16 protein-coding genes are annotated in these 21,549 nt (G+C 40.8%); 9 read left to right on the top strand and 7 right to left on the bottom strand.

Annotation, left to right across the window (positions count from 1 at the left end; genetic code table 11):
• The first annotated feature begins 15 nt into the window (after positions 1 to 15).
• The 6 genes from HHO47_RS09750 to add all read left to right on the top strand — a co-directional run bounded on the left by HHO47_RS09750 (position 16) and on the right by add (position 8,752).
• Positions 16 to 921 carry a DUF2914 domain-containing protein gene (locus HHO47_RS09750; RefSeq protein WP_169020134.1) on the top strand — a complete coding sequence of 302 codons (906 nt, stop codon included), beginning with the start codon at positions 16 to 18 and terminating at the stop codon, positions 919 to 921.
• A 49-nt stretch (positions 922 to 970) separates the two neighbouring features.
• Complete coding sequence (gene hemC, locus HHO47_RS09755; protein WP_211183678.1) at positions 971 to 1,921, top strand: hydroxymethylbilane synthase; 951 nt, start codon at positions 971 to 973, stop codon at positions 1,919 to 1,921.
• The gene (locus HHO47_RS09760; protein WP_169020135.1) at positions 1,922 to 3,787 is read left to right on the top strand and encodes a uroporphyrinogen-III C-methyltransferase; all 1,866 of its coding nucleotides are present in this window, start codon (positions 1,922 to 1,924) and stop codon (positions 3,785 to 3,787) included.
• Positions 3,784 to 4,893 (top strand): heme biosynthesis HemY N-terminal domain-containing protein, encoded by a 1,110-nt coding sequence (locus HHO47_RS09765; RefSeq protein ID WP_169020136.1) that lies wholly within the window; start codon positions 3,784 to 3,786, stop codon positions 4,891 to 4,893. Before HHO47_RS09760 ends, HHO47_RS09765 begins: the two co-directional genes overlap by 4 nt.
• A gap of 38 nt (positions 4,894 to 4,931) precedes the next feature.
• Positions 4,932 to 7,625: a CHASE domain-containing protein gene (locus tag HHO47_RS09770; protein ID WP_169020137.1), complete on the top strand. Its 2,694-nt coding sequence runs from the start codon at positions 4,932 to 4,934 to the stop codon at positions 7,623 to 7,625.
• A gap of 125 nt (positions 7,626 to 7,750) precedes the next feature.
• Entirely contained in the window at positions 7,751 to 8,752 is a 1,002-nt protein-coding gene (gene add / locus HHO47_RS09775; RefSeq protein ID WP_169020138.1) for an adenosine deaminase, read from the top strand.
• Between the two features lie 39 nt (positions 8,753 to 8,791).
• Here the strand turns inward: add and HHO47_RS09780 are convergent, their stop codons facing one another.
• The 4 genes from HHO47_RS09780 to ubiD form a co-directional block, all read right to left on the bottom strand.
• Positions 8,792 to 9,196 carry a CBS domain-containing protein gene (locus HHO47_RS09780; protein ID WP_169020139.1) on the bottom strand — a complete coding sequence of 135 codons (405 nt, stop codon included), beginning with the start codon at positions 9,194 to 9,196 and terminating at the stop codon, positions 8,792 to 8,794.
• Between the two features lie 154 nt (positions 9,197 to 9,350).
• On the bottom strand, positions 9,351 to 9,629 hold the full coding sequence (locus tag HHO47_RS09785; protein WP_248290971.1) for a helix-turn-helix transcriptional regulator: 279 nt from the start codon (positions 9,627 to 9,629) through the stop codon (positions 9,351 to 9,353).
• A gap of 77 nt (positions 9,630 to 9,706) precedes the next feature.
• Positions 9,707 to 10,420, bottom strand: a complete 714-nt coding sequence (gene fre / locus HHO47_RS09790; protein WP_169020140.1) for an NAD(P)H-flavin reductase — start codon at positions 10,418 to 10,420, stop codon at positions 9,707 to 9,709.
• Positions 10,421 to 10,506: 86 nt separating this feature from the next.
• Positions 10,507 to 11,973 (bottom strand): 4-hydroxy-3-polyprenylbenzoate decarboxylase, encoded by a 1,467-nt coding sequence (gene ubiD / locus HHO47_RS09795; RefSeq protein ID WP_169020141.1) that lies wholly within the window; start codon positions 11,971 to 11,973, stop codon positions 10,507 to 10,509.
• A 274-nt stretch (positions 11,974 to 12,247) separates the two neighbouring features.
• On the opposite strand from ubiD, the gene HHO47_RS09800 reads away from it, so the two are divergent.
• Positions 12,248 to 14,773, top strand: a complete 2,526-nt coding sequence (locus HHO47_RS09800; RefSeq protein WP_248290972.1) for an EAL domain-containing protein — start codon at positions 12,248 to 12,250, stop codon at positions 14,771 to 14,773.
• 84 nt (positions 14,774 to 14,857) lie between these two features.
• Here the strand turns inward: HHO47_RS09800 and HHO47_RS09805 are convergent, their stop codons facing one another.
• Both HHO47_RS09805 and HHO47_RS09810 read right to left on the bottom strand, forming a co-directional pair.
• Entirely contained in the window at positions 14,858 to 16,879 is a 2,022-nt protein-coding gene (locus HHO47_RS09805) for a methyl-accepting chemotaxis protein (RefSeq protein WP_169020142.1), read from the bottom strand.
• A 90-nt stretch (positions 16,880 to 16,969) separates the two neighbouring features.
• Positions 16,970 to 17,254 (bottom strand): MliC family protein, encoded by a 285-nt coding sequence (locus tag HHO47_RS09810; RefSeq protein ID WP_169020143.1) that lies wholly within the window; start codon positions 17,252 to 17,254, stop codon positions 16,970 to 16,972.
• Between the two features lie 123 nt (positions 17,255 to 17,377).
• Here HHO47_RS09810 and HHO47_RS09815 point away from each other — a divergent pair, with 123 nt between their 5' ends.
• Together HHO47_RS09815 and HHO47_RS09820 are read left to right on the top strand one after the other, a co-directional pair.
• Positions 17,378 to 18,298 (top strand): DUF808 domain-containing protein, encoded by a 921-nt coding sequence (locus tag HHO47_RS09815; protein ID WP_169020144.1) that lies wholly within the window; start codon positions 17,378 to 17,380, stop codon positions 18,296 to 18,298.
• A 242-nt stretch (positions 18,299 to 18,540) separates the two neighbouring features.
• Positions 18,541 to 20,502, top strand: coding sequence for an alpha/beta hydrolase family protein (locus tag HHO47_RS09820; RefSeq protein ID WP_248290973.1), 1,962 nt, complete (start codon positions 18,541 to 18,543; stop codon positions 20,500 to 20,502).
• Between the two features lie 54 nt (positions 20,503 to 20,556).
• Here HHO47_RS09820 and HHO47_RS09825 read toward each other — a convergent pair whose 3' ends face one another.
• Positions 20,557 to 21,495, bottom strand: coding sequence for a tetratricopeptide repeat protein (locus tag HHO47_RS09825; RefSeq protein WP_169020145.1), 939 nt, complete (start codon positions 21,493 to 21,495; stop codon positions 20,557 to 20,559).
• Positions 21,496 to 21,549: the final 54 nt, after the last annotated feature.

The following is a 21,549-nucleotide window of genomic DNA, read 5'->3' on the forward strand; positions in this document are numbered from 1 at the left end:
GTAACCGAGGCTAAAATGAAACAAAAAATAGTGATCACTGCAAGTATGAGTCGAGAGGCGGCACCTATCGCGCCTGAGATAACATATCAATGGCATTGGCAGCGCATTGCTACCGTTATACTATTCGTGACCTGTGCGTTAATTATTTTTACTTATAGCCTATTGAGCTCCGTTAATGCGGAGCAAAATGATCAACAACAAGCCCTTGATAGTTCCACCGTCGCTGTTGCTCAAACAAGCGAAGAAGATACGCCTTTGGTATCTTCAACACCGATAGCAGACAATACTGAGTTTGAAAGAGTCAGCGAACCGTCGATGCTCACTGCTCTTAGTGCTGATGGTAATAGCACTAGTATAGAGGATGATAAAAGTGAGTCGCTAAAAATGGCGATGCTAACGGATAGCCTAGAGCAGCAAATTATTGCTAGCAATCAGTCTGAACACAGCCAAGCACTTGCAGCTAATGCTATCGATATTACAAATACCAATAATAATGAGCCAGTAGAGAGTGACGATAGTGCGGAGCAACCAGATGGTTTTGCTTCATCCGCACATATTGCCAACGTTGCTCTTGGTGCAAAAATTGATACCGATAAAGTAAGCCGAGCAGTATTGACCCGTGCAGTGGTTGATCGTGAACCCGTTAATGTTTTTAAAGCGGATGTGCGTTTAAATGAATTTACTGCAACAATGGCATTTTTTAGTGAGCTTAAAAATATGCAAGGGCAGACGGTCAAGCATGTTTGGCGCTATGAAAATAAAGTGCTAGCCAGCATTGAACTTGGTGTAACGTCTCCTCGGTATCGTACTTACTCCAATAAAACTATTTTACCTGAACAAGTTGGCAATTGGCGTGTTGATGTTATCGACGAACAAGGCCATTTATTGGCACAGAAAGAATTTCGCATTTTAGCTGAGTAAGTGTTTATTCACTTTAGGCTCAGCAAAGAAAATTAATTGGACTCCTTTTATGATTGAAAACGTGACAAAAAAACCTCAGTTTATTCGTATCGCAACACGTAAAAGTGCATTAGCACTGTGGCAGGCTGAATTTGTAAAGGCACAGTTGGAGCATTTCCATGCCGGTATTACTGTTGAGCTAGTACCTATGTCGACGCAAGGAGATATTATTCTTGATACACCACTTGCAAAAATCGGTGGTAAAGGGCTATTTGTTAAAGAGCTTGAGCAAGCCATGCTAGATGGTCGTGCAGATATCGCTGTGCATTCAATGAAAGATGTACCTGTTGATTTTCCTGAAGGGTTAGCACTGCATACAATTTGTGAACGTGAAGATCCACGTGATGCATTTGTGTCAAATACCTTTGCTAACATTGCACAGCTACCACAAGGTGCTATTGTTGGTACATCGAGTTTGCGTCGTCAGTGTCAAATTCGTGAACTGCGTCCTGATTTAGAAATTCGCGATTTACGTGGTAACGTCAATACTCGCCTAGCTAAGCTTGATGATGGCCAATATGATGCGATTATTTTAGCTGCTGCTGGGTTAATTCGTTTACAGATGCATGACCGTATTGAAGCATTTATTGAACCAGAAGAATCGTTACCAGCGAATGGTCAGGGCGCTGTAGGTATTGAATGCCGTATTGATGATGAGGTTACCCAAGCGTTACTTGCACCACTTGAGCATAACGAGACACGTATTCGTGTTAATGCCGAACGTGCTATGAACCGCCGTTTAGAGGGGGGGTGCCAAGTGCCAATTGGCGCTTATGCTTTAGTTGATGGCGAGCAAGTACATTTACGTGGTTTAGTGGGCGCAATTGATGGCAGCGAAATTTTACGCGCTGAGATCAGTGGTAAAGCAATTGATGCTGAACAGCTTGGTGTGCAACTGGCTGAACGGTTACTTGCTTTAGGCGCAGATAAAATTTTAGCCGAAGTATATAGAGACGCATAAATGTCACAGATCCTGATAACTCGCCCACATGGAAAAGGCGCCGACCTTGCAGAGCAACTGTCGCAAAGGGGTTATCAGGCGACTTTATTTCCGGTCTTGAAAATTGATTACTTAACTCCAGATAATACTCAACTGACCCCTTTATTGAATGCAGATAAAATTATTTTTATCTCCCAAGATGCTGTCAAAGCATTGTTGGCACTTAAACCCGATATCAATACTAAAGCGCAATTTTATGCCGTAGGTGAACAAACGGCAGAGGCCATTTGGCAGGCATTTGGCGTACGAGCAGCCGTGCCTAAACTGCATGATTCTGAAGGATTATTGGCTTTAAAATCATTACAGCAAGTTGAAGGTCTAAATATAGTGTTGGTCAAAGGTAAAGATGGCCGAGCAACGATTGCAAAAAACTTAAAGCAACGAGGGGCATTTTTAAATAATTTAGTGGTTTATCAACGAGGCCCTGTAGAAGGTAATGCAACTGACTGGATAGACCACTGGCAAAGCCTTGATGTTAAAGGTATAGTTATAACAAGTAATGCGGCAGTTGATGCGATTTTTCGTGAACTGGGCACAAAACAATTAGAGTGGATCAGACTGTGCCAGTTTTATGTTGCCAGTGCTCGCATTAGTGAATACCTTGCGACGCAACAGATTGACTCGGCAAATATACACATTGCTGCAGGGGCAAGCGATAGTGCTATGCTTACTTGTATTAGCGAAGGTAACATTATGAGTGAAGATACAAAGCCAACATCACAGCTTGCTGCTCCAAAACCAACGCCAAGTAGTTCAACCAAGGCGAATGCTAAGGTTGCAGACTCTGCTTCGACAACAAAAAAAGACTTTGCTATGAATCAAAACACGAACCAAAACAACAAACAAAAAATAAGTAAAACTGGCAGCTTAGCATTACTTATCTCGTTGATTGTGGCCTCTGGTGTTGGTTTTCAGTTTTACCAAAAACTTCATACACAACAGCAAGCAAATCTGTTAGTTAATCAGTTATCAGCTGACAACCAATTACTCAGTAAAGAGCTGCAAGCAGTGAAAGCTACGCAGCAAACCCTGCAACAGGCACTGTTTAATAGTGAGCAAAAAGTTGCAGCGAGCTTAGCTGAAAATGCAGATAACACGGCAAAACAATTAGCAGCCGCCTTGCAGCGTGCAGAGCAACAAACATATAGTCTTAATCCACAAGAGGTGACTAGTTTGCAGCGTATGGCTGAGTTTAAACTGTGGGCTGAGCATGATTATAAAGGAGCTGCGGCAGTATTAACTCGATTAGATACGTTATTAGCAGAGCATCCAGGAACTGGCGCTATTCGCCAAGCAATATATCAAGATTTGCAAGCGCTTAGCATTGTTGAGCCGGTTGCAATAGAAGCAATTTATTTAAAGCTGCACGGCGTACTTGGGCAAGTAGATAAGCTCGTTTTTAATGCGGTGGCATTACCACAAGAAGTGGAGCAAGAAAAGCAACATGCATTGAGCGAAAATGTTAGTGACTGGCAGCAAAATCTAGCGAATACCTGGCATCAAATGATGGATGGTTTTATAAAAATCCGCCAACGTAAAGATGTTGCTATTGAAGCTCTGCTTACAGAGCAAGAACGCCATCTAATTAAACAACGTTTGAGTTTGTATTTATCACAAGCTCAAGATGCTTTATTAACTAAACAGGCGAGTGTTTATTTTACTGCGTTAAATCAAGCAAGTGAATTAGTTAATGATTACTTTAAGCAAGGTGATCCGCAAACCCAAAACGTGTTAAAAGCATTAGCTGCATTAAATAAAGAGTCATTAAACTTTAATCCAAAGATCGCTTTGAAAAGTACTGAGCAGGTCAAGGAGTGGGCACAATGATCCGCTTAATCTTAGTTATTTTAGCGATTGTAGTATTGCTTGCTGTTGCGCCATTGTTACTCGGCGAAACAGGCTATGTATTGATCTCATTTAAGCAAACAACAATTGAGGGCTCCATTGTTGCATTTGCAATTACAGCATTAGTGATATTTATTGGTGCTTATTTAATTTATAAATTAGTGCGTTACTTATGGTCTTTATACAGCAACACTCGCCATCGTTTTTTTGCCCGCAGTGAAGAACGTAAACAAACAGCGATTGAGCAAGGTGTATGGAGCTTAATTAATGGTGATAGCGAGCAGCTAGAACTGGCATTGGAACACAATAGCGTGGCTGATAATTGGCAAGATGTGCGCTATGCGTTATTAGCTAAAGCGGCTTTACAAAATAATGACACAAGCAAAGCGATTGGATTACTTGAGCAAATATCGCCAGCAAACCAACTAAAAGCGGCTAAACTCTGGTTGGTCAGTGGTGATAGCAGTACTGTGTTCGGTGAATTAAAAGCGTTAGCGGAAGCTAAAAAAGCCACCGCCTTAGAGCTAAAACTATATGCCGAAGTACTTGTTCAGCAACAAAAATGGACTGCGCTTGAGCAGTTTATGCCGCGTTTACTTAGTAAAAAAGCGTTAACGGATAGCCAATGGTCGATATTATTGACCACCTACTTTATGGCACAGCCAGAATCGCAATTAACCGATAAGTATCAGCAACTTTCTAAAAACGTAAAAGTAAAAGCGCATAGCTGTTACTTAGCTGCAATGGCAAAAGCTGGGCGTTTAAATGAGATTGAGCTAAGTTTACTTAAAATGCTGAAAAAACCAGAGCAGCATATTGAGCTTGCACACATATTAAAAGAGTCCGCTCCTGGCGACGCATTAAAGTTGCAGGCGAGTTTACAAGATACTTTAAAGAAAGAGCCGGATAACCAAGCCTTGTTATTGGCACTTGCATGCTTAGCTAATGCTCATGGCGAGTATGAGCTTGCTGCTCGGGTGTTCGATAAAGCATTAAATCGAGAAAACAGCAAAGAATATTTAGTGCAAGCACAGCTTAGTTATAGTAAAAGCGCACAACCACAAAAAGCACTTAACCTTTATTTGTAGTTACCGTTAGTTGAGGCCTGAATAGGAGCGCCAGAGCATTGCAAAATATATTTACTCTGACGTTTGGTTTAACCTTTGCTTATTTTATTACTGGATTTTTCAGTAATTCGCTGCTTGCTATTGATGGTTATGCAGTGGCTTCGTGGCCACCTTCAGGCATAGCCCTTGCGGGTTTTTTATTGTGCGGGCGACGCGCCTTTGTTGGGGTTTTGCTCGGCGCTTTGCTTACTAATATGATTCATCTCGATCATATTACTGATATTTTGCATTGGCAGCTTTTTTTACAAGCTTTAGCTGTCTCTTTAGCGGCCGTTTTGCAAGCTTGGGTAGGCTGCTATTTCATCGTTAAAATAATTAAAGCTCCATTAGATTTATCCTCTTTAAAACACAGTGTGCAAAGCTTGATCATTGCAGGTCCTGCTTGCTGTGTGATTGCTGCAGCAATAGGCACCAGCTTATTAATGTTCAATAATATAATACCGGTACATACCGCTTTTGATAACTTTGTGGCGTGGTGGATTGGCGACAGTATTGGGGTGTTAATTTTTACACCATTAATATTGGCGGCTTTTAATTACGAGCAGATGCGTAATCGCTTACAAGTAATTTTACCTGCAACCCTAATTTATGTCGTTATAAGTATTAGCTTTTATGCTGCAGCAAGTGTGAAAAAAGACAAAGATATTCAAAAGCAAGAAGCAAAAGTAGCTGAAGTGCGGTTGGAAATAAATCATAAATTGGATGAGGTATCGGCGCATTTAGCTCTGCTTTCTACTTTTTTTGCCAGTAGTGATGATGTTAGTTACGCTGAATTTAAGCGTTTTACTACAACTCAACTTGATTACAGTGATGAAGTACTTGCCTTAGAGTGGGTGCCAAAAGTACCGCTATCAACGGTTGCCCAATATCAACAACAAATTCGTCTAGAAGGCTTTAATGAATTTTATATAAAAGAGCAATCACCCCAGCAGCAGTGGCAGAGTGTGACCAAACGAGACAGTTATTACCCTGTACAGTATGTGCACCCTATGTTGGGTAATGAAGAGGTTGTAGGTTTTGATTTAGCCTCAAATGCGCAAATCCGTAATGTGATGATGATGTCAAAAACATCGAATGAGTTGATTATTAGCGAGCCGATGAAGCTGGTACAAAGCAAACAAGATGATACTGCGGTATTGTTCTTCTTTCCGGTTTTTGGTGACTTAGATATACAAGGTGATTTTAGGGGCTTTGTGGTTGGCGTTATTAAGTTAGCGCGCTTGGCTGATACTTTGCAGTTTAATCATCATAGTCAAGTAAGTATACACTTCTACGATGTGACTGATACGCAGCAGCGGCAACTAATCTACCGCGCACCTCACACCGATAGTAAATTGCTGAGTGAATACCAGTTAGTTATTGGGCAGCGAATTTGGCAAGTTCAGCTATTTGAGCCAACCACACAAACGTCATGGATAATGTACTGGTTTGCACAAATATTAGGCATGTTATTTGTTTGGTTACTGATCACTTTTTTAATCTCAGTGACCGGCACCAATATTCAGGTGCGCGAGCAAGTTGCTCAACAAACACGAGTGTTGCGTCAAGAAAAACAAAAAGCGGATGAAGCAAGTCAAATCAAAAGCCAGTTTTTGGCGAATATGAGTCATGAAGTACGCACTCCGATCAATGGCATTAAAGGGCTGCATTATTTAGCGTTGCAGCAGCGAGATTGGCAACAAGCCCGCCATTATATTGAACAAGCTGATGGTGCGCTGAGTGTGCTGCTGCGAGTATTAAATGATGTACTAGATTTCTCTAAAATGGAAGCTGGTAAACTCGATTTAATACAAGAACCTATCGCGTTAAATCAGCTTATTGATGAATTAGTTAATTTGGTGCAATTTGACGTTGATATGAAGTCGCTGAAATTAATATTAGAACTAGATAACAACGCAGATCTACAACTAGATAGCGACCCAATACGCTTAAAGCAAGTCTTACTAAATTTATTAAATAATGCAATTAAATTTACCGCTACAGGCACCATTACACTCAAAGTATGGCAGCAGCAAGACGCCACTTACTTTAGTGTCAGTGATACTGGTATTGGTATTAGCCAAGTAGCCCAACAGCAACTTTTTCAACCGTTTGCACAAGCTGATAGCTCTACCTCGCGGCGATTCGGTGGTACAGGTTTGGGGTTAAGTATTTGCAAAAAGTTGGTTGAATTGATGGGGGGAAGTATTAGTTTAGCGAGTGAGGAGGGGCAAGGTTCAACTTTCACTTTTACCTTGCCACGTATTTCGCCTCTCGTTAAAGCAGAGCAATTAGAGCCACTCTTTGCTGAGCTTGACACGAGTACTTTATCGTTTGCTGAATTTAAGATCCTATTGGTAGAAGATAATCCACTAAACCAACATGTTGCTACCGCTATATTAAAAACCAAGGGGTGTATTGCGGATGTTGCCAGTGACGGTTTTGAGGCGTTAGAGAAGGTATCTGAAACTCATTATGATTTAGTGCTTATGGATATTCAAATGCCTAATATGGATGGTTTGCAAGCTACTAAAGTGATTCGTGATGAGCTATTTATGCATCAGCTTCCTATTATTGCTCTGTCCGCAAATGCTCATGATGACGATGTTAAAAAAGCACTCGCGGCTGGTATGGATGGCTATTTAACAAAACCAATTGATGCCGAGAAACTATTTAAAACAGTGTGGCACTACCTACAAAAGAGTACTCATTAACTTTTAGTACTTTTATCGAGTGAGGCTGACAAATGACCTCAATAATACAAACAAAATCATCTAAACTTGAATTACCCATTTAAGTGCGTATGATCCGCGAAAATTAACTGAACTGAGTGCTAATTATGATCAATAAAAAACTCCCTTTGCTAGATATCCATCGCCATTTAGATGGTAATATCCGTGCACAAACTATTCTTGATTTAGGTCGTCAGTTCAATATTAAGCTGCCTGCTGATAATATTGAAGCACTTATTCCATATGTACAAGTTATTGATCCTGAGCCTAACCTAATGGCTTTTTTACAAAAGTTGGATTGGGGCGTTGCAGTACTCGGTGACTACGATGCATGCCGTCGTATCGCTATTGAAAATATTGAAGATGCGCAAGCGCAAGGTCTAGATTATGTAGAGCTGCGTTTTAGTCCTTATTATATGGCGCAAAGCCAAGGTTTACATCCACAAGGTGTGGTTGAAGCGGTGGTTGATGGTATTAAAAGTACCACTCAAAACAGCGCTGTAAAAGCGAATTTAATAGGTATTATGTCGCGCACTTACGGCACTAAAATTTGCCAGCAAGAGCTTGATGCGTTACTCGCGTTTAAAAACGACTTAGTGGCAGTTGATTTAGCCGGTGATGAAATTGGTTTTCCGGGTGAGCTATTTGTTGATCACTTCAAACAAGTGGGTGATGCTTATTTGGCGGCGACCATTCATGCTGGCGAAGCGCTAGGATCGGCAAGTATTTGGCAGGCAATTAACGAACTGGGTGCGGATCGCATTGGCCATGGTGTCAAAGCTATTGAAGATGCCAAGCTAATGGACTACCTACGTGATAAACGCATAGGAATTGAATCGTGCCTAACTAGTAACGTACAAACCAGCACAGTAGCCAGCTTAGCTGTGCATCCACTGAAGCGCTTTTTAGATCATGGTATTTTAGCGTGTATTAATACCGATGACCCTGCTGTGGAAGGCATCGAAATTGCTCATGAATATATGCTTGCAGGGCCCGCTGCTGGCCTGACTCAGGCTGATATGGAAAAAGCCCAAGCCAATGCACTTGATATTGCATATTTGAGTGATGCTGAAAAGCAATTGCTCAAACAAGCTGCCGCTGCTCGATAACAGCAGCGACGACTCGGCGTATTGATTGTACGCCTAGTGTTATTGGCAGCTTAGGTAGTTTTCATACATTGCTTTGAGAATATCACTGCGGCCTATCATGCCTATGACCATACTGCCTTCTACAACTGGGTAGTTTTTCGGCTTACCGGTTTTCATTTGTTCTGCAAGCTCTAAGATGTTTGTGTCTGCATTGACGGTAACAACCTCGGTCTGCATCAGTTGTGCAACTTTAACCACACCGTCACAAAAATAGCTATTCTGCATCAATGGTTTTAATAGTTCTTGCTCAGAAATAAAGCCCACTAAACTTTTATTATCATCAAACACTGGTGCACCCAGTAGTTTGAATTTTTGTAGTTCTGCAATTGCTGTGGTCATCTCGGTTTCGGGGGTAATATGCGGTAATTTACGCTGCATAAAATCTTTTACTTTGGTATTTAACATTTGGGTCTCTCCCAATTAATGAATTATGCAAAGTATGGTTAAGGATTGGCTGTTTGTGAAATTGTTTATGTTGATTATGCTGATAGGTAACAACAATCACAGTATTAATTTTAGTCATTGCAGCTTGGGCATTCGCCGCTAACAGAGGATCAGTTCAAGCACTGACTATTTTGCTACCTAACAACAGTGCTTGTAGCTCCTCAAGAGTAAACATCATCGGTGGTAGGTCGTGATCTGTAATTAAATAGCCAGTGCCTGCCTCACCTTCAACGAGTACGCCCGAACTCTGTAAGTGCTGAATATCGCGATAAATTGTTCGCTGAGATACCTGTAATTTACTGGTAAGTTCGTTTGCGGTGATCGCAAAGCGGCGACTTTTTAGTATATTAACTAACTGCAATAGCCGCTCTGATTTGTGCATTGATTTTAACAATAGAACCACTATTACTTGCGTCAATGCCTTGTCTAAATTGCTTTTAATTCCAACGACGCTCGTATCTTGGGACGATACTATTTTATAAATGCAAATGCATCGGCGTACATGTTTTCGCGAATTGCACCGTGATTTAAAAAGTCATCGCGAACAATACCTATCATGTCAAAACGTCCGGCCATGTAAATATCATATGGGGCAAGCGATACGATATCGTTCATCACCGCTTTATGTACGTAACCTGTGTGGCCTGTCCAGCTAGCTGTTGGGTTTTCAACTACCGGGATAAAGGTAAAGTTTTCACGGCTATCGGCCCATGTTTGCATTTCAGTATGCGCATACAAGGCTGACTCTTCACGCACACCCCAATAGAACAATACCGGACGCTCACAACCGATTTCACTTAAATGATCAGCCATAGATTTTGCGTATGAAAACCCTGTGCCGCCAGCGAGTAAAATGATTGGGCGTTCGCATTGGAGCCGCAACTGTGAAATGCCTAAGCCGGCTTCAATCAACACCTGAGTTTTCTGAGCATATGCTTGGCGAAGATGCTCTAAAGTTTGCATTGCATATGAATCAACGGCAGATGCGCCAATATGGAGTTCTAGCTCATCAGACTGTGAGGGGCGGCTGGCAATTGAAAACGCGCGCTTGTCTTTTTCGCCAAGCACTACTTGCAAATATTGGCCAGCTTCAAAGGTGACGCTTTCAACAGGTTTTAAAATTACTTTGTGAACAAATTCAGTGAGTGGGCTGATAGCGACAACTTCAGCGTGTAATGTTTGCATGTTTTACCTTAAATTAGCGGATACGCACTTTATTTGAGCAATAATAACATATCCGCATAGTGAGTTTATAGCCTCTAAAAGAGCTGTTAAAGAATATCTAAGTTTTGCCAGATTTCATCGACGCGATCTTTAGTCGCTTGATCCATCACTATGGGTTCGCCCCACTCTCGAGTGGTTTCACCAGGCCATTTATTAGTGGCATCCATACCCATTTTTGAACCAAGACCTGAAACCGGTGATGCAAAGTCTAAATAATCAATCGGTGTGTTTTCAATTAGAGTGGTGTCGCGGGCGGGATCCATACGTGTAGTAATCGCCCAGATCACATCATTCCAATCACGTGCGTTAACGTCATCATCACAAACAATGACAAACTTTGTGTACATAAACTGACGCAAAAACGACCATACCCCCATCATTACGCGTTTGGCATGACCTGGGTATTGTTTTTTCATTGTCACTACGGCCATACGGTATGAGCAACCTTCTGGCGGTAAGTAAAAATCGACAATTTCAGGGAACTGTTTTTGCAAAATGGGCACGAATACTTCGTTAAGTGCGACCCCTAAAATTGCCGGTTCATCTGGCGGACGGCCAGTAAAGGTACTGTGATAAATAGGATCCTTACGGTGTGTCATGTGGGTAACGGTCATAACTGGGAAGTTATCAACCTCATTATAATAACCCGTGTGATCGCCATAAGGGCCTTCAGGTGCCATTTCGCCTGGCATTATATAGCCTTCAAGAACTATTTCAGCACTGGCAGGCACTTGTAAATCATTGGATATCGACTTAACTACTTCTGTTTTGCTACCACGTAGCAAGCCGGCAAAAGCGTATTCACTCAAGGTATCTGGCACTGGCGTGACGGCGCCTAGGATAGTCGCCGGATCAGCACCCAATGCTACCGATACCGGATAAGGTTGGCCTGGGCTTTCTTTACACCACTCTTGAAAATCGAGAGCACCGCCACGGTGTGATAACCAGCGCATAATGATTTTATTTTTACCGAGTAATTGTTGGCGGTAAATACCTAAGTTTTGGCGTTTTTTGAAAGGCCCCTTGGTGACGGTTAAACCCCAAGTGATTAATGGAGCCACATCACCAGGCCAGCAGTGTTGAATTGGCAGCTTAGTTAAATCAACATCATCGCCTTCAAGAATAACTTGCTGACAAGGCGCTTTTTTAACTTCTTTGGCAGGCATATTTAATACTTGCTTAAACACAGGAATTTGGCTGAACGCTTCCTTAATACCTTTTGGCGGCTCTGGCTCTTTTAAAAAGGCCAGTAACTTACCGACTTCTCGCAGTTCGTTAACGTGTTCTTTACCCATTCCCATGGCAACACGCTCTGGTGTACCAAATAAGTTAGCCAGCACGGGGATATCATACCCTTTAGGATTTTCAAACAATAAAGCGGGGCCTTTAGCACGCAGTGTGCGATCGGCAATTTCGGTCATTTCTAGATAAGGATCAACTTCTTGGTGAATACGCTTCAGTTCACCTTTTTTTTCTAATAAATCGATAAAATCACGTAGATCTTTGTATTTCATTGTGGGCCGCTTTAACGCTTAAAAGACTGTTGGCATTATACTTAAATAAAGACGTTAAGCGAATTAATGAACTGTTTTTAAGGGGCATTTAGGCAAACATTTTTATTACATTATAAGGTGATTAAGCTATAGTTTATAACAAATGTTTGAAATGAGTTTTTGATTAACAGGTGGGCTTATCGTAAAAACATTTATCAAGGCTATTATTACTTGCTGCGTAATTACTTTTGTAGATCAAGTAAGTGCTAAGCAAACATTAGCTTCCGCGATCAATATGCCGTTTTTTAATGAGCACAGTGCCGTGATGTTAGTGGTAGAACCGCTAACGGGTGAAATTAAATTTGCTAATAAAGCAGCGGCTGTATTTTATGGTTACAGTATTGAACAATTACAAACAATGCGTATCCAGCAAATTAATATATTTACTGAGCAACAAGTTGCACAGGAGCGCCAAACGGCTCTGAGTAAAGGGCAAAACTATTTTGTTTTCAAACACCGGTTAGCGAGCGGTGAAACACGTACCGTTAGTGTTTATTCAGCCCCATTTACAATTGAGAAAAAAAACTTCTTATTTTCTGTAGTACATGATATTTCATCTCAACGTAACCTTGAAAAAGAACTATGGCATTATCAAGAAAACCTTGAACAATTGGTTGCCAGTCAAACTAATGAAATAGAACAAAAACGCACCGATCAATTGCTGTTAGCGCTGATATCTATTTTTGTACTGATAATACTGTTAGCGACTTTAACTTGGTTAGTTTTGCGATTACGCAGGGCTAAAAAATCGGCGCAAAAAGACAGTGTGACGCTAAAAGCGATTTTTAATAGTATTGATGATCTGCTCATTTATACTGATGCCGAACATAGGGTTATTACAGCTAATACTACGGCTGTGCAAAAGTTAACGGCAGGCGAAACACTGAAGGGTAAAAATATTTACTCATTTACTGAGTGTCCGAAAGGAGTTGTTGGAGTTGATAGTGAGTGTCAATTTCATGGAACCAAAGAGATATTTTGGGGAGAGGCACGAGTAACCGCAGTTATCGACGAAAAAAATAGCAAAATTGGTGAAATACATTTAATTCGTGATATCACTTTAAAATTAAAAGCATGTCAGCAACAACGACTCGCGAGCACGGTATTTTCGACAACCAATGAAGGTATTTTGGTTTCTAATCGTGAGAATGAAATTCAAGCTGTAAATAAAGCCTTCACACAGATCACCGGTTATCAAGAACAAGATGTGCTAGGTAAAACACCGGCAATATTAAATTCGGGCCATCATAAACCATCGTTTTTTAAAGTGTTATATCGACGTTTAAATGAAACTGGGCACTGGGAAGGCGAAATATGGAACCGTCGTAAAAATGGTAGTATTTACCCGAGTTGGGTCAATATTTCGGTGGTGTTTGACGAGGAAAAAGACATTGAAGTGTATGTTGCCTTATTTAACGACATTTCTTTACGCAAAGAAAATGAACAAGAAATGTGGCTACAAACTAATTTTGATACTCTCACGGGTTTGGCAAATCGTTATCATTATAACAGTAAGTTAGATCAAGAAATGATCCGTGCAACAGCTGATAACAAGCGTTTGGCAATTTGTTTTATCGATTTAGATCGGTTTAAAAGTGTTAATGATACTTTAGGGCATAATAGCGGTGATTTACTGTTGCTTGAGGCTGCCAAAAGGCTTAAAGCATGTATGCGTAGCGCTGATGTAGTAGCCCGCTTAGGTGGCGATGAATTTGCGCTATTACTGCCTGGGATCAATACGTTAGCAGATATTGAACGACTAGTTACAAAAGCTCTGCAGGCGCTTAGTTCTTCATTTAAAATAGGTGAGCAAGATGTATTTGTATCCGGCAGTATGGGGATCACTATTTTCCCCGACGATGGCATAGACCGCAAAATATTATTACGTAATGCTGATAGCGCCATGTACAAAGCTAAAGCACAAGGACGAAACTGTTTTGAGTTCTTTACCAGCGGCTTGCACGAACAAGCGGCAGCTCGTAGTAAGCTTGAAAATGCTCTTCATAAAGCGCTTAGTAATAACGAGTTTACCGTTTATTTTCAGCCAATTATTAGCCACGATAAAAAAACGGTTGGCTGTGAAGCTTTATTGCGATGGCGTAGTGCGGAACTTGGCGATGTGTCGCCGGCACAATTCATTCCTGTATGTGAAGAGTTAGGGTTGATCATTCCAATTGGTGAGTGGGTACTCAGAGAAGCATGTCGTGAAGCTGCTAAGTGGTGTAGCAGTTTCGGTGCTCATTTTTTTGTTACGGTAAATATGTCTAGCGTGCAATTTATTCGCCAAGATATTGAAGCGTTAGTTAAAAGTGTTTTGCAGGAAACACAGTTATCAGCTCAGTGCTTAACCCTTGAAATTACAGAGACGCTACTTGCAGATAATAGCTCAAACATTTTGCAGCAGTTGCAAGCATTACGTGCAACCGGCGTGGCTTTGGCAATTGACGACTTTGGTACAGGTTACTCGTCGTTGAGCTATTTAAAGCGTTTTCCGCTGAGTAAGTTAAAAATAGATCGGGAGTTTATAAAAGATTTACCCGATGATCTTGAAGATTGTGCGATGGTCAGTGCAATTATATCAATGGCTAGTAACCTGCAGCTCAAAGTTGTTGCTGAAGGAGTTGAAACCTCCGCACAACTAGCTTTTTTAAACGCTCTAAGTTGTGATTATATTCAAGGTTTCTTATACAGTAAGCCACTGCCAGCGGCACTATTTGATAAATATATTAGGGAGTTTATCGCGGAGCAAAATAATACATAAGCAGCTACATATCACAGTAATGTTATTTCAAAAGCGTGTGTTTATCATGATGGCAATAGCAGTAGATGGCTCTATTATTCAGAGTTAGAACTTAAATCTTTCTACTGCGCTAGTTAATGAGTGGGCGAGTTGGTTAACGTCTTCACTTTGCTTGGCGAGTGACCTTGCATGTTCGGCATTCGTTTGTGCTTGCACCGTTACTTGCGCCATAATCTGTTTTATCTCATTGCTGTTATCAAGCTGGTGATGTGATGAACTGGCAATTTGCATTCCCATTTGGTTAATTGTCACTAAGGTACTTTTTATTTTATCCACCGCTTGGTTTAGCTCACTACTATTTGCTACACATTCTTTTGCTTGTTGTTGACCATCGTTGATTTCATGATGAGCAGTATTGGCCTGGTGTTGCAGTGTTTGGATCATAGTATGAATTTCGCTAGTCGAGTTTTGTGTACGCGCAGCTAAAGAGCGTACTTCATCTGCCACAACAGCAAAGCCTCGGCCATTTTCTCCTGCACGGGCTGCTTCAATAGCAGCATTTAGCGCAAGCAAATTAGTTTGTTCAGCAATGCTACTAATTGTATCCACGATCGCGCCAATTAATTGTGTGTGCTGGGTTAGCTCATCGGTACTTTGCACAGCTTGATCAAGCCTAGTAAGCAGCGCTGCAATACGCTGGCTGTTACGATCAGCAATCTGGTTTACATCATTGGCAAACTGCGAAGCATTGGCAACTTCATTGGAGCTGTTATCAGCTCGTTCACAGACCGCTTGGGAATTACTGTGCATGCTATGTGCGACTGAGTCGGCCTCTGCAATACGATCTAATTGCTGTTGTGCTGCTTGGGTCATATGTTGCCCTTGCGCACTGGTTTGAATGGCTGATTGATCTAAGGTGTGGGCGTTATCACTTATCGCACTTAATAATGTGCTTAGATCATCGCTTAATTGATTGATATTGTTTAAAAGTACACCAAATTCATCATCATTATGAGGTTTTGTACGTTTCGATAAATCTCCAGATGCGATACGTGATAGTGCTTTATTTACAGCACTGAGTGGTTTTAACATTGCTTTGGTGGTTAAAAAACAGATCAGTGCTGCAAACGAAATAAGCACTAAACTTATAATAATCGCGAGTCGCGAACCGGTAGTGATCACCGACTGAGCATCGGCCTGTAGGGTATCAAAGCGTTTATCGGCTAAATGATTTAGCTCAATAATGAGCTGCTCGGTAAGTTGAAACTGTTGCTGGAATGCAGCAAAGGCTTGCTCAGTCGCAACTTTGCTGGTCAAAAGTGTACTTTGCTGCTGGTACACTTTTGCCAACTGTTGATTAATTAAGCTAAGAAGATCTTTTAGGTTGCTGAAATTTGTTTGATTTTTTAACTCACTCGCTTGCTGTTGTAGGTATGTAAAATTAGATTGGATATTGTCTAATAAAAAAGCGGTATCTTGTTGGTGTTCTGTGAGTGTTTGTAGAGAACTAATGTGGTTGATGCTTTTAACATTATTGCCTAAGGTGAATAGCAAATCGTCAATGCGAGTCGCAGTACCAACAATGGCTGCTAATAACGACTGTTGCTCAGGCGTTACTTCGATTAATTCTAAATCAAGTAAGCCATTGCTCAAGTCAGCGAGATTATTAGCGTAATTATTTGCTAATGAGGTAACCTGAGTTACTGCTGTTAGGCCTTGTTGTTTGGTATTGAACATTGTTGCGCTAGTGGTAATAAATTGCTGATAGCGTTGTGTTATTTGCGATAGTAATTGCAACATTTGTGGTTGGTCGTGCAGCTGAGAGTTTAATTCTTCTAGCTTGGTTTTAAATAAATCTTGTTCCTCATGAGTTCTCAGTTGCTGCTGTTGCAAACTGGCTTTACTTGTTTGGCTGTATGCAACGGCATTAAATTTGGTGATTGATAACAGCGATAACCGTAATGCATTACTTTGTTGTTGTACCGGTATGGCTAAAGTTTCTATATCCGACGTGGCGTGATTAATTTGTCCTAATGACCAGTAAAAAAAACCACTGCTGGCGAGCATTAAAAAACCAATTGTAGCAAAGGCAAAAATTAGTTTCGTTTTAATAGCAATAGCGCGCATAGTGAACCCGTAAATACTTAATTATTTATGCTTAATTATTTATGAGTGTAGCAGTCTTTTTATAAATTATAAGTTTGGCGAGCGATTGTATCACTCTAAATTACAGTGATATTTGTTGCCATCAATTATTAACATTGCTTCATTCCCTTTGGTCCAAAACAGTACATCTTCATTGGTATATTTTACGCCCGAGGCACTGATTTGTTTGGTCAGCGAATGCTCTACTTGATTGTAATTTAGCGTGGCACTTTCTTCATCATTACTGGTAATAACTGCGCTCAGTTGACTATCACAGGAAAAAGACTGACTATTTAATTGTTCTGTGCATGCGCTGAGGCTAATAACACCGAGTGCAGTTAATAGAATTTTATACATAAACAAGTACCTTGGCTAAGAGTATTTAGCAACTAGCATAGCAAACGAAAATTAACCTTTGGTGAAAATACTCGTTTAGACTATGTTGATAATTATAAATTTTTTAACAGCAAAGGAAACTAGATGGCAGGTACTAACCTATTGACATTGTTGGATGATATCACCACTTTATTAGATGATATTGCCACTATGAGTAAAGTAGCCACGAAGAAAACTGCGGGCGTGCTAGGGGATGATTTAGCCTTAAACGCGCAACAAGTGGCAGGAGTCACAGCCGATCGTGAGCTGCCAGTAGTGTGGGCGGTAGCGAAAGGCTCATTTGTGAATAAAGCTATTTTAGTCCCTGCGGCGTTATTAATAAGTGTTTGGCTACCTTGGCTTATCACACCTTTATTAATGGTTGGTGGATTATTTTTGTGTTTTGAAGGTGCCGAAAAGTTAGTCGAAAAGTTATTACCAGCTACGAAAAATAATGAGCTAGATGCTACCGAAAATTTAGATTTAGTTGAGTACGAAAAACAAAAAGTAAAAGGGGCTATTCGAACCGACTTTATTCTATCGGCAGAAATAATAGTTATCACTCTAGGTACAGTGGCGGGTGCCAGTTTACTTAACCAAGCGTTGGTACTGAGTGTGATTGCTGTGATCATGACCATAGGTGTCTACGGTTTGGTTGCAGGTATTGTAAAGCTTGATGATGCTGGTTTGTATTTACTTACTCAAGCTCAACAAACGGGTAATCGTTTTAAGGAATTGTTAGGTAAAGGTCTACTTGCGGCGGCACCACGTTTAATGGCGTTTTTAGCATTTGCAGGTACGGTTGCAATGTTTTTAGTCGGTGGTGGAATTTTAGTGCATGGCATAAATATGCTACATCATTGGCAAATATCGGTTACCGAATTTGCCCTTACAAACTTAGGTACGTTGGGGGAAGCAGCTGCGCCATTATTATTTGATGGTTTACTAGGTGTGTTGGCTGGCGGCGTTGTGGTGCTAATTCACCATACTGTTGTAAGCATGAAAGCAAAAAAGTCGGCAAAGTAAAGCAACCAAGGTTAGTTACTTTCGTTACGCTAAATGCGTTATTTGCAATTGATGCGTCGCTTAGAATCGCAAAGCTTGCAGCCCCTCTGCCATCTGCATGGCTAATGGCCTGTTGAGGTGATTTCACTATGGATATGGTTGCTTTTTGTTTTTCATCTAAGTATTTAGATGGATACTTATGTAAAACTTTATTGGGTACAATTACTATAATTATAAAAAATACACATGTAAAAGGATGTTTTATGAGCAAAATAATGCAGTTTATTGTTGCGATTGCGCTGTCTGTTAGCAGCTCCATAAGCGATGCAAATCAATCTGCTTTTACAGTCGAGGACTTCAGCCGCAGTAGTGAATATAGCCAAGTAAGAATTTCCCCAAACGGGAGCTATCTTGCAGTAGTTATGCAACCTAAAGGTAAAAAGGTACTGGTAATTTTTGATGCTAAAAAGTTCACAGTTCACCATGCTGTTAACTTTCAGGGCAATGCGCAGGTTGGTGCTTATCATTGGGTCAGTGATGATCGTGTGGTTGTCGCAAAAGAGTATTTACGTGGTTGGCAAGCTCATCCTGAATATCATGGTGAGTTATATGGCGTGAATGCTGATGGCTCAAAAGCTAGGTATTTGGTTGGCTATCTTGGCGAAATGCAAACTGGCTCTCGTATCAAAAAAGCCACACCACTTTATGGCACCTCTTATTTATTGGATCCTTTAATTCACGACGAAGATAAAATGCTTATAGTGACTTACCCATGGACATCAAGTAGTGAACCGCACACGGTTGTTTATGAGGTTGATATTTTTTCAGGGAAGCGTCGTAAAGTTACACGCTCCCCGTCACGTATGGCCAACTTTTTGACCGACCATGAAGGAAATGTCAGAGTGGCTGTTTCCAGTGATGATTACATTAAGCCTACAATACATACCCGTGAAAAGTCAGGTGGGGATTGGCAGGCGCTTAATTTAGCTGGTTTGAATTACAGTGATGTTGAGTTGCACGCTTTTGATAGTAGTGGTGATGCTGTCTATATCACAGCATCAATAAGTGGTGAAGCTCAAGGCTTATACAAATTAAATCTAAAAACTAAAGCAATTGATTTAATTCATAAAGAGGAGGGGGTTTCACCAAAGCAAATATGGGTTGATGAAACATCAAAAGAGCTATTTGCGATTGAAACCGAACTAGGTTATCCAACTTATGCCTTTGTCGATGGACAATCAGATAAAAGCATGCGCTTAAAAGCTTTGATCTCAGCTTTACCAGGTGAACAAGTACAGCTAGTGAGTAGTACTGAAGATGGTGATACTAATATTATTTATGCCTCGAATGACCGAAACCCTGGTCAATACTATTTATTCGATGCCAAAAGCAATAACTTACGATTTTTGTTTGCATCTCGAAGTTGGCTTGATGCCGAGCAAATGGCGCAGACCAAGCCTGTAAGTTATACCAGTCGAGATGGTTTAACTATTTATGGCTACTTAACAGTACCGAAGAACACCATAGAAAAAAACTTACCTTTAGTGGTTATGCCACATGGTGGTCCACATGGCCCGCGCGATTGGTGGGGATTCGAGCCTGATGCACAGTTGCTTGCAAGCCGTGGTATGGCCGTACTAAAAGTTAATTTTAGAGGCTCAGGTGGTTTTGGCCGTGATTTTGAGCATGCTGGGTATCGAAAATGGGGAGCTGAAATTCAATTTGATATTATTGATGGTGTGAAGTATTTAGTTGGGCAGGGTACTGTTAATAAAAACAATATCTGTATTATGGGCGCGAGCTTTGGTGGATACTCAGCGTTACAAAGTGCGATTTTAGAACCTGATATGTTTAAGTGTGCGATTGGCGTTGTTGGCGTTTATGATTTGCCCTTAATGTTTAAAGAAGGGGATGTTGCGGAGCGCGACAGTGGCCAACGTTATTTACAGAATGTATTGGGCACAGATGAAGCGCAATTAAAGGCTTTTTCACCGAGCTATAATATTGATAAGTTAAAGGCTCCAGTGCTGATAGTGCATGGGGGTGAAGATCAGCGGGCACCGATTGAACAAGCTGAATCACTGATTGCGGCTCTAAAAAAAGCTAAACATCCTTATATATATGAATTACTTGAAGATGAAGGACATGGTTTTTATAAACAAGAACACCGCACTCGTTATTATCAACAAGTGCTGGCATTTTTAGAGCAACACTTAAAACTGTAGCGTAGCGGTTTGGATTAGTAGGATAAATGGCAAGCCTTTAGCTTGCCATATTTATTAACAGGAATATTCCAGACACAGCTCCTTGAGTTGTACTTTGGCTTTGTGGTTATTTTGCCCTGCAGCTTGTTGATACCAATAAATAGCTTGATCCATGTCTTTTTCTACTCCTTCACCATCACGATACATTTGCGCAGTATTAAGCTGACCCCATTGTGAGCCTTCTTTGCTGGCGAGTAAAAAGCTTTCGAACGCTTCAGGAAATAACCCATCTTTGTAATAGATGATGCCTTGTTGGTTATTTTTATTAAGCTTTAACCCTTCATATAGCGGTTTAGGGCGTGGTGGGAACATCACAAAACCACCATATAAGCTATATGCATAAGGGCGTAGTACATCATAAATAGCGCCTTCATCATATAAACGCTGTACTTCGCTGCGCGGTAAAGTAATTGTTTTTGATGAGAAATAATCTTTTTGTATCAATAAGCTGGTACGCATAGCCATAGTAATGCCGCTGTCGCGTTTATAGCGATAATTGCTGATTTGAAAGGTGATATTTTGGTCATCAAACTCGAGTACTTGGGCTACTTTTAGGTTTTCAGGGCGCAATGGTGCGTTAGAAAACTTATCAGCATGTACCAAGTAAGTATCGAATGCTTGTGGCTGGTTTAGTATTGCTTGCTTGGCTTTTAGCTCATCAAGATGTTGTGTATAAAAGTAAATAGATAACCAGATAAGTAATATCGAGCCTATAAAATATTTGAGCAAAGAAAGCTTTTCTAGCCATGGCAGTTGCATAATTGAAAGCTGCACATTGTGCTGACAATGGCTACACTGGTATTGATAATGCCATGCTAATGGCAGCATAGGGACAATTGAAAAACGTAATAAGCGGCTGTGATTTTGTAGTCGATAGTCATCGTGATGGCACTGTGGGCAGGTTTTTGTTTGGCTGAAAAACGACAATGAATCGCTGATATTGAATAGTAGCATATGGCCTTTTCCCTTCCTTGTTTTACGTTAAATTAAAACAAGGAGGGTTAGATG

This window comes from Pseudoalteromonas arctica, from assembly GCF_012927645.1.
In the GTDB taxonomy this organism is placed as follows: Bacteria; Pseudomonadota; Gammaproteobacteria; order Enterobacterales; family Alteromonadaceae; genus Pseudoalteromonas; species Pseudoalteromonas arctica_A.

Excerpts from the sequence above, each read along its gene's own strand:
- ubiD (WP_169020141.1), bottom strand. The coding sequence starts at position 11,973 with ATGAAATACAAAGATCTACGTGATTTTATCGATTTATTAGAAAAAAAA.
- add (WP_169020138.1), top strand. The coding sequence starts at position 7,751 with ATGATCAATAAAAAACTCCCTTTGCTAGATATCCATCGCCATTTAGAT.
- HHO47_RS09825 (WP_169020145.1), bottom strand. The coding sequence starts at position 21,495 with ATGCTACTATTCAATATCAGCGATTCATTGTCGTTTTTCAGCCAAACA.
- HHO47_RS09815 (WP_169020144.1), top strand. The coding sequence starts at position 17,378 with ATGGCAGGTACTAACCTATTGACATTGTTGGATGATATCACCACTTTA.
- hemC (WP_211183678.1), top strand. The coding sequence starts at position 971 with ATGATTGAAAACGTGACAAAAAAACCTCAGTTTATTCGTATCGCAACA.
- HHO47_RS09805 (WP_169020142.1), bottom strand. The coding sequence starts at position 16,879 with ATGCGCGCTATTGCTATTAAAACGAAACTAATTTTTGCCTTTGCTACA.
- HHO47_RS09780 (WP_169020139.1), bottom strand. The coding sequence starts at position 9,196 with ATGTTAAATACCAAAGTAAAAGATTTTATGCAGCGTAAATTACCGCAT.
- fre (WP_169020140.1), bottom strand. The coding sequence starts at position 10,420 with ATGCAAACATTACACGCTGAAGTTGTCGCTATCAGCCCACTCACTGAA.
- HHO47_RS09765 (WP_169020136.1), top strand. The coding sequence starts at position 3,784 with ATGATCCGCTTAATCTTAGTTATTTTAGCGATTGTAGTATTGCTTGCT.
- HHO47_RS09810 (WP_169020143.1), bottom strand. The coding sequence starts at position 17,254 with ATGTATAAAATTCTATTAACTGCACTCGGTGTTATTAGCCTCAGCGCA.
- HHO47_RS09760 (WP_169020135.1), top strand. The coding sequence starts at position 1,922 with ATGTCACAGATCCTGATAACTCGCCCACATGGAAAAGGCGCCGACCTT.
- HHO47_RS09750 (WP_169020134.1), top strand. The coding sequence starts at position 16 with ATGAAACAAAAAATAGTGATCACTGCAAGTATGAGTCGAGAGGCGGCA.
- HHO47_RS09800 (WP_248290972.1), top strand. The coding sequence starts at position 12,248 with ATGCCGTTTTTTAATGAGCACAGTGCCGTGATGTTAGTGGTAGAACCG.
- HHO47_RS09820 (WP_248290973.1), top strand. The coding sequence starts at position 18,541 with ATGAGCAAAATAATGCAGTTTATTGTTGCGATTGCGCTGTCTGTTAGC.